Origin of the sequence: Asticcacaulis benevestitus DSM 16100 = ATCC BAA-896 (genome assembly GCF_000376105.1) — a bacterium.
GTDB lineage: Bacteria > Pseudomonadota > Alphaproteobacteria > Caulobacterales > Caulobacteraceae > Asticcacaulis > Asticcacaulis benevestitus.
Window position 1 is genome coordinate 60,654 of record NZ_AQWM01000006.1, and the last position, 14,670, is coordinate 75,323.

The window sequence follows — 14,670 nt, forward strand, 5'->3', positions numbered from 1 at the left end:
ATTAGAAGACCTGCGAACCTGTAAACCCCGGCGAAAAGCGCAAAATGCGCCGCCACTGCCTCGCCTGACGTTAAATCGCCACCCCCTCAATATAGGTAAGACATAATTCACTTTAAATCGATCAATCGGCTTAAAGGTCTTGTTCCTGATAGCTAAACCCGTCGAAATCGGCCGCCAAACCTTCGCCGGACATGTCCTGGCACGCCATCCCGACAAATGTACCGGTGAAATTCGGCAGGTCTTGCGGTCCCGCTTCATCCGACAGCTGGGACATGTCGAGCGCCTGACCGAACCACGTCCAGGCGTCATTACCGGCTTGGCGAAAGCCGAAGCGCAGCCGTTCATTGTCAACCCTGGCCACGATCTCGACAGGGCCAGGCGCCAGGGGATAAAGGACCGGCTCGGCAGGCATAACTTCCGCCTCCGGCACGCAGGACATAAGACGTACATGCCGCCCGACGCCCTCATCGTAGGTGACACAACAATAATGGTATTTGGCGGCGTTGTAGTAAACGACCAGCCCGGCCGACTGCTGAAAATTCCGCGGCTCATACTCCAGCACCGTCGCCGCATCGAAACAAAAGTCTTGCACGCGGCGGGCCACAAGCGCCTGCTCGAAATAGCTGCCCAGACTTTCACGCCCGTAAAGACGCAAGAAGCCCGGCCGCTCCGTCAGACTAAACAGCCTGCCCGGGTAAGGCGACCGCAACCATTGAAATTCAGCCGGAAGGTCGGCAGCCTCAAAATCCTGCGTGACGCTGTCGGATTCAGGCGATACCGATGCAGCTTCCGGGCTTTGAGCGACTAGCTCAGGCGTGCCCTTGCCATCACAGGTCTCCAGCCAGCCATCGGCGCGCCAGCGCATCGGCTGAAGGGCGGTTTCGCGCCCCATGACACAGTGCCGGCGACCAGGCAGCGGGCGTCCGCACAGATAGGCGATGACCCAACTGCCATCCCTTGCCTGAACAAGATCGCCATGTCCTGCCCTTTGCAGCCCGCCCTCCGGGCGCCCGCGGCTTGTCAGGACAGGACCATGCGGACAGGTTTCGTATGGGCCATAGATCTGACGTGACCGCGCCATCGTTACGGCATGCCCCCAGCCCGTCCCGCCCTCCGCGACAATCAGGTAGTACCAGCCGTCGTGCCGGAGCAAATGCGGCCCCTCGGTGAACCCCAGCTCGGTCCCGGCATAGACTATACGGCGTTCGCCCGTCAGCTTTTTTTCAGCCCGACTATAGGGCTGCAGCACGATGCCGCCAAAATGTTGCCGGTCGGGACGATGGTCCCACAGCATGTTAAGCAGATAGGACTGGCCGTCATCATCATGGAACAGGGACGGGTCAAAGCCGCTGCTGTTGAGCAAGACAGGGTCCGACCACGGCCCCTCCACCGAACTGGCCGTGATCAGGAAGTTCTGAAAGTCGCGCAGCGCCAGCCCGTTGGCGCCGCTGACCGTGGTGCGCCCGTATCTCAGCACAACCGAATAGACCAGGTGGAAAAGACCGTTGGTGTAGGTCAGGCACGGCGCCCAGATTCCGCAACCGTCCGGCACGCCCTGTAAATCCAGCTGGGAGGGACGCTGCAAAGGCCGGTTGACCAGGCGCCAGTGCGCCAGGTCACGGGAGTGGTGAATCTGAATGCCGGGAAACCATTCAAATGTAGAGGTGGCTATAAAATAGTCCTCCCCGACCCGCACAATGGAAGGGTCGGGATTGAAGCCCTTGAGAACAGGATTACGAATCATGCACCGGCCTCCGCGCTGGCCGGCCTTGGCTTGATCAGAAGCCAGAGCACGGCGGCGCCCACCAGATCCAGTCCGCCAATCAGGATGAAAAACGGTGCATAGCCGATCTTTGCAACGAGCAAGCCAATGGCCAGGGATATCAGCAGCGCGCCAAGATTGGCGGCGGTGCCGACCATGCCGGCGACCGTTGCAACCTCGCCGCGGGGAAACAGGTCCGAGGCCAGGGTAATGACGTTGACGGACAGGGTCTGGTGGGCAAAAGCGCCCACGCACAACAGGGCAATCGCCATATAGGGGCTCGCCACGTAGCCGACAAAGGGCACGCACGTCATCATGCACGCGCCAATCGTGAAGGCCCATCGCCGCGCGTTAATCAGGCTAACGCCCATGTTTTGAATCCATAAGGCCAGCGCCGGACCGAACAGGCACCCCAGGTCCGCTGCGGCGAACGGCAGCCACGCGAACAGAGCGATATGCTTCAGATCAAAGCCGCGCACCGAACTCAGATAGAGCGGCACCCAGAAAACCAGCGTGCCCCACGTCGGATCGGCGAGAAAACGTGCAATCGCCATCCCCCAGAAATTTCGCTGCCTCATTATGCGCAAGGGCGACGGCCTTTGTGCGCGGGTCTCCAACTCGCTTTCCTGACCGGCTTTTATGTAATCGTGCTCCGCCGCGGACAGCCGCTTATGCCGATCCGGCGATTGATAACAGACGTACCACAGTGCTGCCCAGATAAGCGCCAGTCCGCCGGAGATGATAAAAGCCGCCTGCCAGTTGTATTGAAGAATGGCCCAGGCCACCAGCGGTGGCGCCAGCATGGAGCCAAGCGACGCGCCAATATTGTATATCCCGCTGGCAAATCCGCGCTCCTTGGCAGGAAACCATTCCGCCACAACCTTCAGCCCACCCGGCTGTGCGATTCCTTCGGCGAACCCCTGCAGACCGCGCAGGAAGGCCAAACCCTGCCAGTTGCCCGCCAGGGCATGCGCCATCGTGATAAGGCCCCACGCCACGGCGAACAGGGCCAGTCCCAGCTTGAGCTTCACGATATCCAGTATGTAACCGGCGATCGGCTGCAGCATGATGCCAAATTGAAAAACGCTGGTGATCACCCCGTAATTCTTCTCGGTCATGTGCAGCGCGACCATCATGGTTGGCGCGGCAACGCTGAGCGCACTTCGGGTCAGGTAGTTGATGATAGTACCCAGCATGACCAGGCCTATGATTCCCCACCGGGTCATCCCTGCGTATTTCGTCATTCCGTCTCCCCTAGGCTTTAACGGCGCCGGCAAAACACAGTCCGTATCCGGCTTAAAACTATGCCAGACGGGAACCTATGTTTAATTTCGGAATTTTCGCCGTTTTCGCTGCCCTGTTTTGATTACGGCTATCACATTATGTCAGTCCTTATCAAGAGCGGTACATCAAGTTTAGAACCCTAAAAACCGCCCTACACAGCAAGCAAAGCCGCATTACGTCCCCCAGACTCACCACCAATCATACGTCAAGCGATACACTTCCGATCGAAACGCTATATATTTATCAATATTTTATTGGTAAAATGAAGAGATAACCCCAGGCGCCACATCAGGAGCAGACGCAGACAATCCCAAAAGCCGAACCTGAAACGGCGCCACCTCAAGGCTGTAAAAGTCACATAAATAGTCTTACATAATAAAATGGCACGCTGCGCTGCTGCCCACGCGCGGTCTTTTCATACCCATCAATCAAATATAGCGTAAGAGTTAAAAGATGAAGAGAGAGCCACACATGCACAAGCCAGGCCGCGAACGGTTGGCAGCCGTCAACAAGCGGGATGGGCTGGAGTCTAGCAAACCGGGTGAATTGCATACGCAGTTAGCGCAAAAGCTGGGCATAGATATTCTGGGGCGAAAGTGGCTGCCGGGCGATATCCTGCCGAGTGAAGTCGACATTGCCAATACCTACGCGATTTCAAGACCGGCTGTAAGAGAAGCCATCAGAACACTTGCCGCCAAAGGCATGGTCGAACCCAGACGCCGACGCGGCACATGCGTGACCGAGCGCGCGAAATGGAACATGCTGGATCCGGACGTCCTCAGTTGGATGTTTGCGACCAAGCCCGACGAAACGCTTGTGAAAAACCTCTTCGAGATGCGCCTGATTCTGGAGCCGGCCGCCGCCCGGCTGGCGGCGCAAAGACGAACCGATGCGCATTTGGAAGCGATGTCGAACGCCCTGAAAATCATGGGACGGGAGACGCTTTTAACAGAGGTCGGACTTCAGGCCGATATCGACTTCCACGCGGCGCTGATGGCGGCGGCGGGAAATGAACAGCTTGGCGCTTTAAACGCCTCCATCGGCGCTACGGTCGCCCTGTCAAACCGCTACAAGATCGCACATGATATTTTGGGCCGCGATCCGGTGCCGGCGCACATGGCCGTGTATGAAGCTATTTTGAACCGTGACGCAGAAGAGGCGCATTGGTGTATGCAATACCTCGTAAGACTGGCGGTCAAGGACCTGCTGCATATGGATGCGATCGAGGACTTGCGGACGGAAACGATTATCCCATAACGCCTTGAACTTGCCGCGACAGCTTTAAAGATGCGCCGTTGCAAAAGCGGAAGACAAGAGCCGCTAAACTGCGCATTTAAGGCAGTACCAGCACGTGTAGAAACTTGTGAAGGAGAAGTGGTGCTGGAGCCGGATTCAAAGCGATATACAAGAATTTGTTTTTATTGCATAAATTGCGACTTAACTGGTTCCCTACCCGCACCTCAACCCGCCTGCCGCAAGATTTAATCCACAGGTTTAATTTGGCTCATACCCACTCCGATTGGATGACCAGGCCTGCAGCAAGTTAACGCTCAGTTTAACTTATTTCCGAACAAATCACGCAATCCAAACACTGACGCCGTAAAACTGCTTTTGGCGTAAGTGAAACTGAAGGCGTCGACGCCGTAATAGCCTGCGCTCGCATAGGACGCAGGAGGTGGCTTTGGGCTGGTAACGAAGGCCTTCGCGACCGGGAAGCCGTTGAAGCTACGAGTCACGATGTCGGTCGACCGGTGGCAGTCCCTTAGTGGGAACTCGTCATGTTCGTAAAAAGGCGCTGCCCGACACGCTCAGTACCGAGGACACACGCGAGTCGAAGCTGGCAATAAACCTAGCAAATCCGATATCCATAAACAATCTTTTGAGCAAATGTGTAGACCATCTCGCTGGTCTCTTGGGCGGCGCGAACTCCGGCCGACCTAACCTCAGGTCGTTAGGAGGACCCTTAACGCATCGATGGCAAGTCTTCGCGAGGACAAGGCGTCTTTCTCGGCGTCTGGCATCTCCGCCAAGGTCCGGCTCTCACCCTCAGGAATGAAAATAGAATCGAAACCAAATCCATTTGCGCCTCGCGAAACCTGCGAGACGGTTCCCTTGACCTCGCCGGTGACCACTTCCGTGCGCTCGCCATCGCAATAACCGATGGAGGTCGAAATGAGCGCGTCAGGCGCAGCGCCGGGTGGAAGCATACGGTGCAGGATTTCGTTGCCGCCAGCCTTGAGCGCCCAGGTTATCAGCGCGCCGGGAAAGCCGTTCAGAGCGACGAGCCCCAAGGACGTGTCGTCGACAATGACCGTACGTTGCAGGCGCTGGTAAGCCTCCTTGGCCTTGAAAAGCGACACCGACTTGGTGTCGAGCGCCTGTATCTCAGTAAGGTCGATCGCGACGGCTTCGACCGGTCGACCCAACATCCGCTCAAACTCCCGGACCTTTCCGGCATTGGATGTGCAAAGTACAATCGGCACGTCTGAATGTTCCATCAATACCATCCTCGTGAAATGATCCGGTAAACACGCTCTTCGACCGACGCCAACAATGCGGCCACCTCCCGCTTAGGCAGGAACGCGTTTTTGAAACCGGCTTTTACTATTTGTAGGACCTCCCAACGGGTCAGCCCTTGGCATAGGCGCGCTGCAGTGAGATATTCGGAGGTCAAAGTTCGTCGCCCGTCACGGTGAATGTATCGATTGTCGGTGGAGATCGCAACCTCAAGACCCTCCCGAAGATAATCTCTCAGCGGGTAGACGCCACCGGGGTTTAAGATCTCGCCTTGCGGATTGGTCTGGGCGGGAAAAAAGCCGTTGGTGAACACATTGCTGTTGGGACACATCTCCATGCAGATACCTTCGGTGACGCAGTATCCTAGAAGGCGTTTATCATCGCGAAGTTTTAGCCCATGCCCAATGCGCCGGGCGTGCAACTGATAGACCGCCTGCCAGATACTAGCAGCGTCAGCGGCCTCACCGGCATGGATGGTGATGGGTGAGGACAGCACCGCGAGCGGCTTCAGAACCTCAGCCATCCATTCGGCCGGCTTCGATTCATCGCCCGATATGTCGAACCCGACCACACGGCTGTGGCCCCACCAGGTCCCTGTCACGTCCTCAGGTCGTTGCTGGAGATAATATTCGAGCAGCGCGACAGAGTCTCGTGTCGGACCTGCGCCTTTGTGGCGTTTGCCGGCAAGCAGCACGCTGGTACGCACCAGGGGCAGGTTCTGTTCCGCGACCACTGCCGTGTACGTCGCTCCCATACCATTGAAATGGATGCCGCACTTGATGAAGAGGGATGCGAGATCAAACCCGCGACATAACAGGTCCGTTGCACCGAACTTCGTCATGCCGCAACGCGTGTAACCGGTCGTCTCGCACCGGACCTCGCTGTAGATCACATTGTCGACGGCATTATCGAGCGTGAAGGCGAACGCAGCCACCAGCAGGTTTTCCGGATATTGAAAATGCTCGGAACCAAGGAGGTCCGCTCCCCAAAGATATCTCTGCAACCCCATGTCGTGTGCGCTGGCACGTGTCGATGAGATGTCTGGCAGTTCAACATATTCGCTTAAAGGGAGACGCGGGACCTTGAGACGGTCGTTTGGATCATGCTGCCAATGGCCGAGCCCTAAGCGGCCGGCCAGTTGCTCGACATTCCAGGTTGCATCCTGGTCAAGATGGTCGCAGATATGGAGTTTACGGATATTCTCCGTCAGTTTATGTGCCAATTTCTGGCGATCGAAGCCGGCAAATTTGTGACTTTCAATCAACCACTTGCTCGCCATCCGGCGTAGTTGTTCGACCTCGATCGCGGTTTTGCTTACGGCGACCTCGAACGACGTCGCCAAACTGTCTAGCGTTTCCTCCGCCCCCTCGTAGCGCTTTTTAAGCCCTTGATGGGTCGCCGGATCGTTCCAGCTGCGCAACATTTCACCGAGCTTGCTGTTGACCTCCTGAGATGTCCGTTCCAACTCCTGTCTTGCATCGAAAAGTCCACCTTTACTCCGTTTGGCCGCCATCCGTTTAGCGTCACTAGGGTTGGCTTTCGATATTTCGCTTAGCGCCCGGAAATATTGCTGTGGATGCAAGATCAGATTGTCTTGCTCAGCGGAAACGCTCGGTTGTTTTCCCATCAGAGCGGCCACTAGCGCCGTCATTTCAAAAGCGCGGATGGGATCGCCGGGTTTGCGTAGCCACGAAATAATCTTATCGCCAAGCGCAAAGCGCGGCAGGGCGTCCGGCGTGTCTTCCGCGAACAACGACGCCGCAAGCGCCAGGCAGACCATTTGCGGAAGCCTTTGGTCGGAGGCTTTTCGAAACCATTCGGCCAGGATAACGGCCAATGCCGCGCGCGCCGCTGGCGCCTGAGGGGGCAACGCTTCAACCTTGACGTCATACGCTTCGAAGTAGTGCGAGACCGTGTTCAGCGCCAGGGCATCGATCGCGGCGTAGGAAACGCATGTGCCAATATGGCAGTGAAGATCAGCCTTCGGCAACTCACGGATCCAGCGCTCCTCCCGGGAATCGTGTTCGCCGGTCACCTGGCTAAGGTATTCGCCGCGGACATAACCGGCGCCTTGCTGGACCTGCAACTTACCTCGGATTTCCGGTTTCAGGGCTGAACCCGCCCGGAATGAAGAGGTTAGACGCGACTCCGCCCTATGTTTGTCGCGGAAGGAAAGCGCTTGCTGCATTTGAAATGGCAGCTGATATATCCGCTCCTTCAGAACATATGCCTCGGCGCCCAGGTTCAAGGTCTGCTGGATGTCGCCAGAGCTTTCGGTATGGGTGAAGATGATGATCGGTGGACCATTGGTGCCAAAGACCCGGTCGATGAATTGAGACAGACGGTGAACATAGGGCGGCCCGACATAGTCCTGCCGCGAGTCGACCTCGACCAAAATGATGTCATAGTCATCAATCTGAGCTTTTCGAATTTTGCGATCCTTGCCCGCTTCGGCGAAGGTCTCAACCTTAATCCCGTCAAGAAGCGTCGCATCGAAAAAGGTCAGATCACCGAAGCCATTCGAGAACGGCGCAATGCCGGGACCCGCGACATCGAACTGATCCGACCAGTTTATCAGTTCCAGCAGGTCCTTCAGCTTTTCAGTGACATGGCCGCTTCCCTCGCTTTTTGAGACCAGACCGCCGTCATAACGGGCCGACGTCAAGGATTGGTCGATCAACAAGATTCGACGCGGTCGCCCGAGCGGTCCAGGCTTTGCCGCAAGTTGGCTCATGAACGTCACCACGCCGGTGCTGAGGAGCCGGCCGATGTCGCGGAGCAGATCATATTGTTGAAGCTTGGACGCGAGCTTCAAAACCTCTTTTGGCCTTTTACTTCTCGGTTGACGCAACCATTGGTTCAGGCGCGAACGAAGGCTGTAAGTACCAGCGCTCATGTCATTAGGCAGTCCGGCCATCAGGGTTGAACGGTCTTTATTACCGATCACTTCATATGCGCGTTCGGCCGACCGCTTGCCCAGTTGATAGACGGCGTTGACATTGCTGAGCAACTCGCGATGGCTTCCCAGAAAAGGTGTGATCAAAGCCCCTTCGCGGGCTTGCATGAAACTGAAAAGGTCCGTTACGGATCTGCGCAATTGGATAAGCCCAGTCTCGAGAGGCTGCTGGATTTGGGAGGGCGACGTCCCTGCCCTGCAAGTGGCCGCCCCCCCCAAGTCTCGCAACTCGAGCAGAAAGCTGGAAATCGCTGAACGGACGTAAGCAGGCGTAGGCGTGTCGCTTTTTGGCGCATTTCCCTTTGGCGGTTCGACCGCGCTGACATACATGGCCAGACGCGCACTGACGAACATTCGTATATAGAGCTCGATATCCTTTTTGATCGAGTAGACGGATCCCCGCTCCTCCTCCCAGGCGCCGATCGAAGCAGAATTGCCTACGAAAACCAGTCGGTGCACTGTGCCGCCTTCAAGGTCAGACGCCCCGAGGGTTTCGCGAAACGTCTGATCGTCTCCGGCAAGAAGGTTTTCGAGCGCCTCCAGAAGGCGCACAGGCGCAGCCTTGCCTGGAAACACATCTATGACCCAGACCTTTAGCGTCTTACCGTAGAGGGGGTCGATGTTTGGCCACTCCGTCTCCTTCGATAGGACTTGAACGGCCTCGTTCAGATACTGGACGAGAGTCGCTTCCTGCCTGAAACTCCCGGTCAGGGCGGGCCATGCTTCAAATATCAGATTCATTCTGGTATCTACCTCGGCTCGATCTGCCTACGGACGATGCCCGAAAGCGTAAGTGCCGTGATGGACGTTAAAAACCAGCCGAATAGAGTCGCGAGCGCTTTGAAAGTCAGCCAGAACAGACCGGCCCGGCCAGAGAAATCGCATTTGTTTGTCTGATTAAACTCTATGGCCGGCACGATCATGTCCAAGGCGTAAAGTCCGGCACTGATGCGATCACCACACGGTATTTCCGCCGCCTGCCGGGCGTTCACAGGCGGATCGACTTCAAAATAGTCTTCGGCCCCGCTGGGGGTATGCACTTCGGCACGAAACCGGTTTACGGGCGCGCCCTGAACGACCAGGACGTTGGGCCTCACCCCTACCCCCGCCAGACCGATGGCCACGCCATGGCCGAGATATTCGGATAGAAATTCCACGCCACGCTCCGTCGCGTTAACCCAGTTCCACGAGGTGCGAGAGAAAGCTATATCCCCCAGGACGCCATTGGCCTGTGCCACAAACACCGACACAAAGAGGCTGTACACAACGTACCAAACGATGGCTCGGCCGGGTCTGAGACCGAAGCCGCAAATGACCTCGTAAATCAGGTTTATCACACTGAGCGGCGCTCCCCGCAGACGTCCTTCAATCCGGATTTTTTCCATTAAGACATCGTTGGCCTCCTTCATCAGTCCGTTATTTTTGAGAACCTGATAAAGTGTGGTGTAGGTGTCGGCCTTGTATTCGGCACGCAGCGCTTTGTCGTCACTAAAGTTCGTATACTGACGTTGCAGCCACTTCAGGCGACCCTGCCACGTATCGGGTCCACTCCGGTTCAACGGCTCTTTCGAGTAGGGGCTGGTGCTGGAGCCAGGGTCCTGGCTCACGACAAATCGCCCATAGGTGAAGCCTTCAAGCGCCAGCAGAAATTTCGAGCCGTACCCGCTTCCATCGCCCGGCCCGTCGACCACGACGTTTGCGCTTGCATTGGTAAAATCGATATTATACTCGTTCGCCTTCTGCCCAGCATCGGTAAGCCTGATCGACAGGGCGCTCGACACAGATACGCCTCGTGCCCGCAGCCCTTCGTGCAGTTCGGCAAAATAGATATCCAGGTCACCGTTTATTTTCGTACCGGAAATATTCACCCGTCGTTTCGCGCTGAACGGCCGCTCGTGCGGTGCGGAGTTGCTTTTGTGGGCCATACGAAGACGGAAATTGCCATTGACGACAACATTGCGGGCGTCCATTTCGCCGAGCAGTTGCGCACCCGACATGTCGAAATCAAGGCCAATTTCTGAATTGGCTATGGTGAGCGTATCCCCGCAGAGGAACACTTCATTAGATGGCGAGGGCTGGCTGCGCATCTGACAGAAGCCCGCGACATGCAGTCCTTTTGCCTGCAGGCCGGCATCAAGGACGGCGCAGTCGAGATTGAGATCGCTCTGTATCCGCGCGCCGTCGAGCAGGAGCAGTTGGCTCAGCTCAAACCGCTCCGTTCTATTGGCATTGTCCATGTGAACATGCCGGGTTGCCAGGAGATCACCGCCAATGGTGGCCGTGGAAGCGCTGATCGGTCCAAGAACAGACGCGCCGCTGAAATCAACACTTCCGTCGATCTTTGCCCCATTGAGCTGAATGCTGCCGCTACAATGGAAGCGCTCAATCGTCTCTACGCCCGACTCGCAGCCATCGGCACCGCAAAACAGAGCATTGCTGCCGACGCGAAGATAGTCCGCCTGGATATCGCCATCCACCTTTGCACCGCGCATATTCAACGTATTGCCGACCGTAACGCCGGACAAATCAATCGTACCTGTGGCTGAAAACGGCTCTATATGGCCCTTCTCAAGCCGACGGGCGCAAATAGCCAATTTGCCGCTGATCCGCGCGCCATCCAGGTCCAAGGAAAAAACCTCTTCCTTGGTCACATGGGCGCCGTGCATTTGCACAGAACCATCAATATTGGCCCCGGACAGGTTCACGCCGCCGATTGCCGAAAAACGCGGGAACAGCCTCAGGTCCCCGCCGGCCGTGATGCCCGCCAGGTCGAGCGCATAACGGGAACGCTCCTCATATTGTATGAAATGACCACGGGCCGGTGTGCATACGAGCTTCGCGTTTCTTGCCTCAATACCGTCCTCGATATGGGCACCTCGCAGGGATATGCGGCAGCAGCCCTGGCCTTGCGCACCCTTGACCGTTCCGCACGATCTCACTCCCTCCACATCCAGTTGCGAACCGATAATGGCATCGTTTGCGCGTAGGTAGGACAGTTGGGAATTCCGAAGGCACAGGCGGCGGATCCGGCACGATAACATGGATATCATGCAGGGAATGTAACAGTCTTCCAGGGACAACCTCGGCAGAGGGTCGCCATTGGCGAAACAGCCGTTATCGAGCCAAAGCTCCCCCACGATGTGGGCGTTGTGAACCTTAATGCCGCTGCCCAGAACGCGTATATTGCGCGACACGCCGTCTATTGAAACCGGCAAGCTCATCAGAATGCGTTGCAAGATTTCGGCGCGAATGCTGACCTGCGGCACTTCGTTTGAGCCTCGTGGATACCTTACGGCAACGCCCTCTTCGATCGCTTCCACCAGCTCAATTTCAAAAACTGACAATTTTGGCGCCATAACCCCTCCGATCCCTGAAGAAGTTAACCATAGGCCATTCTGCAATGCACCCATAAAGAACGCCGGCACATGAGAGACACCACCTAGTGTTGCATATCAGCCAAACCCGGATTGGCTTTAAGGATCAGATTATCCACCGAGAGACCTGGTCGTTTCCACGACCTGTAACCAAGGAGTCGGATTGCAACGTTTATCGCATTCTCAGACATGGGGCGCTCGCCCGTTCGTATTGACGGGAACTCATATTTTTCCTCTCCCGTGATTACACGTATCGCCAGTAAAATCGCCTTAGACTGTCGTGACAGCGGGACAACGTTCTCGATCCCCACCTTCATCTTGGACGCCGGTATCCGCCAGCAGTAGTTGTCGAAATCAAATTCGGGCCATTCCGCATGCCTAAGTTCCCTTGGTCAATATGCGCGGCACTTTCGACTATAGTATTCACAATAGGTGGGTCGGCACTCTTTTGTTGCATTTTAGTGACCGGCAATAAAAAGTGGCATTTTCAACTTGTTAACCACCAGCCTTCTGATAACATCGCTATCTGCAATTGAAGAGATGTTTGAGGGTGATCTGAGGAAATGGCGGCGGTAGACGATCAAGATTCATCGGAGCGGCAGGGGAGCACGCCAACGGCAGACCTGATTGCTGAAAAAGGCTGGCGACGTAAACTCGAACTGATTTTCGACAATCAAGACTTTATCGCGATGCTCGCTTTCATCTGCGCAGCCATCATGTTGGTCGTCGCCCATAAGCGCCTGTTCCTCTATTGGCGGAACGCGCCCAATTGCCGGTCATGTCTCATCTGGGCCCAAGCAAGGTGAACCTAGGCTCTGGCGATCGGGCCCTGGCCGTGGGCGGCGCCTATGTCGGAAAATACCAGTTGATCCTGCCCAAGGAGTTGGTCGCCAATGTAGATTAGGCCCCAATATCAAGACCAGGTGAAACTGCTGCTCGAGATCCTGCCCTTCGTGGCGGAAGAGGCGTGTTTCGCGCTCAAGGGTGGGACGGCTATCAACCTCTTTGAATGGGACCTCCCGCGCCTGTCTGTCGACATCGACCTGACCTATTTGCCGACTGGGCGCCGCGAAGAGGCTTTGGCCTCGATATCGGAAGCCCTTGGCCGCATTAAGACTCGGATTGAGGACAAGCTAAAGCCGACACGCGTTACGCTCGTCCCTCAAAAGGATGGCCTGGAAGCCAAGCTTCACCGCCAGCGGCTCCGCACGCAAATCAAAGTCGAGGTCAACCCTGTTTTCCGAGGCCACCTCCTGCCAATTCGGTCCACATCATGTTCGGAAAAAGTGCAGGGCATGTTCGGCCGATTTGTCGAAACTCCGGTCGTTAGCCGCGGCGAATTGTTCGGCGCAGTGGCTAGGACCGCCTAAAATATCGACACATCTTTTTCATACGTCGATATAATTCGATAATTTCGACACATCCTGTTGACGTGTCGATGGTATCGACATAACTTGACGATGTGTCGAAATATCAGAAAAAATGAACATGACTGCAAAAATTTGGCATCCCGAACAACCCTATAATGATCTGCCTCTTTTGCCGCCCCCGGTCGAGATTGTCGAAACGCGCGCCGTGCTTAAGCAGTGTATTGCCGCCCGCGCCGCTTTGGGGGAACTAAAACAAGCGGCAGAGCTAATTCCCAATCAGGCCGTGCTAATCAACACGCTTCCCTTGTTGGAAGCGCGCGCCAGTTCGGAAATTGAAAATATCGTCACGACAACAGATGAGCTTTTTCGCCATGTTAACCGCGACGACGCATCGGCCGATCCAGCGACCAAAGAAGCATTACGCTATCGCCGCGCCCTGGCAGAAGGATTCAAGGCTCTAAAAGGCCATCCCTTGACGACACGAACAGCCGAGCAGATTTGCAGCCTGATCAAAGGCGTAGATATGAGTGTGCGCCGAGTACCGGGCACCAAGCTTGAAAACAACGCTACAGGCGAGATCATTTATACCCCGCCCGAAGGTGAGGGCAGATTGCGCGACATCCTCGCCAACTGGGAACGGTTTCTGCACAACGAGACCGACATTGACCCGCTTATCCGCATGGCGATTGGCCACTACCAGTTTGAGGCGATCCATCCGTTTACGGACGGCAATGGCCGGACGGGACGCGTAATCAACAGCCTTTTTCTAATTGAAGAAGACCTCCTGACCCTGCCGATACTGTATCTCAGTCGTTACATCATCCAGAATAAGCCGGACTATTATCGGCTCTTGCTGGCGGTAACGAAGTCTCAGGCTTGGGAGGACTGGATTCTATATATCCTGAAAGGCGTCGAGGAGACGGCGATATGGACTATTGCCAAAATCGCAGCGATCCGAGAATTACAACAGGATACGGCGGTGTTTGTGCGCCATCGCCTGCCTAAGATTTACAGTCATGAATTGGTCAGTCTCATATTTGAACAGCCCTATTGCCGGATCGCCAATGTAGTCGAAGCCAATATCGCACAAAGGCAAACAGCGTCGGTCTATCTGAAACAACTCGTCGATATCGGCGTGCTCTCTGAAGTGGAAACCGGCAAGGAAAGGCTGTTCATCCATCCAAAGCTGATGAGGCTATTAACCCGTGACGGCAACGATTTGGGCCGATATGACGGATAGCTCCGAAGTCAGGTGACACGTCCAAACGTTTAATAAGCCGAGCCGTTATTAAACGAAAACGCCATTTCGTTTAAGAACGAGTCTGGCATTAATTCGGTCGTTCGGGGACATTATATAACCTACGAGTAATATAATTTTTTACAATATAACATATACATTATTGAAAG

Annotated in this window: 10 protein-coding genes; 5 read left to right on the top strand and 5 right to left on the bottom strand. The window is 55.8% G+C overall.

The features are described from left to right. Positions 1–130 precede the first annotated feature (130 nt). Both B060_RS0109660 and B060_RS0109665 read right to left on the bottom strand, forming a co-directional pair. Complete coding sequence (locus tag B060_RS0109660; protein WP_018081578.1) at positions 131–1,744, bottom strand: glycoside hydrolase family 43 protein; 1,614 nt, start codon at positions 1,742–1,744, stop codon at positions 131–133. Beyond that, positions 1,741–3,006, bottom strand: a complete 1,266-nt coding sequence (locus tag B060_RS0109665; RefSeq protein WP_026172727.1) for an MFS transporter — start codon at positions 3,004–3,006, stop codon at positions 1,741–1,743. Before B060_RS0109665 ends, B060_RS0109660 begins: the two co-directional genes overlap by 4 nt. Positions 3,007–3,541: 535 nt before the next feature. Between B060_RS0109665 and B060_RS0109670 the strand changes: the two genes are divergently transcribed. Beyond that, positions 3,542–4,303: a FadR/GntR family transcriptional regulator gene (locus B060_RS0109670; protein ID WP_236621622.1), complete on the top strand. Its 762-nt coding sequence runs from the start codon at positions 3,542–3,544 to the stop codon at positions 4,301–4,303. 686 nt (positions 4,304–4,989) lie between these two features. On the opposite strand, the gene B060_RS0109675 is transcribed toward B060_RS0109670, so the two are convergent. The 3 genes from B060_RS0109675 to B060_RS0109685 are packed head-to-tail and all read right to left on the bottom strand — an operon-like array spanning position 4,990 to position 11,929. Further along, positions 4,990–5,544: a non-canonical purine NTP pyrophosphatase gene (locus B060_RS0109675; protein WP_026172728.1), complete on the bottom strand. Its 555-nt coding sequence runs from the start codon at positions 5,542–5,544 to the stop codon at positions 4,990–4,992. Continuing rightward, positions 5,544–9,260, bottom strand: coding sequence for an adenosine deaminase family protein (locus B060_RS0109680; RefSeq protein WP_018081582.1), 3,717 nt, complete (start codon positions 9,258–9,260; stop codon positions 5,544–5,546). Before B060_RS0109680 ends, B060_RS0109675 begins: the two co-directional genes overlap by 1 nt. An 8-nt stretch (positions 9,261–9,268) precedes the next feature. Next, positions 9,269–11,929: a hypothetical protein gene (locus B060_RS0109685; protein ID WP_155847781.1), complete on the bottom strand. Its 2,661-nt coding sequence runs from the start codon at positions 11,927–11,929 to the stop codon at positions 9,269–9,271. 527 nt (positions 11,930–12,456) lie between these two features. Between B060_RS0109685 and B060_RS27580 the strand changes: the two genes are divergently transcribed. The 4 genes from B060_RS27580 to fic all read left to right on the top strand — a co-directional run bounded on the left by B060_RS27580 (position 12,457) and on the right by fic (position 14,503). Beyond that, entirely contained in the window at positions 12,457–12,699 is a 243-nt protein-coding gene (locus B060_RS27580; RefSeq protein WP_155847780.1) for a hypothetical protein, read from the top strand. Next, the gene (locus tag B060_RS27155) at positions 12,696–12,797 is read left to right on the top strand and encodes a hypothetical protein (RefSeq protein WP_236621621.1); all 102 of its coding nucleotides are present in this window, start codon (positions 12,696–12,698) and stop codon (positions 12,795–12,797) included. Before B060_RS27580 ends, B060_RS27155 begins: the two co-directional genes overlap by 4 nt. Positions 12,798–12,816: 19 nt before the next feature. Continuing rightward, positions 12,817–13,263 (top strand): nucleotidyl transferase AbiEii/AbiGii toxin family protein, encoded by a 447-nt coding sequence (locus B060_RS24185; protein ID WP_018081587.1) that lies wholly within the window; start codon positions 12,817–12,819, stop codon positions 13,261–13,263. Positions 13,264–13,381: 118 nt separating this feature from the next. After that, a complete protein-coding gene (fic, locus tag B060_RS0109710; protein WP_018081588.1) occupies positions 13,382–14,503 on the top strand; it encodes a protein adenylyltransferase Fic in 1,122 nt (373 codons plus the stop codon). Positions 14,504–14,670: the final 167 nt, after the last annotated feature.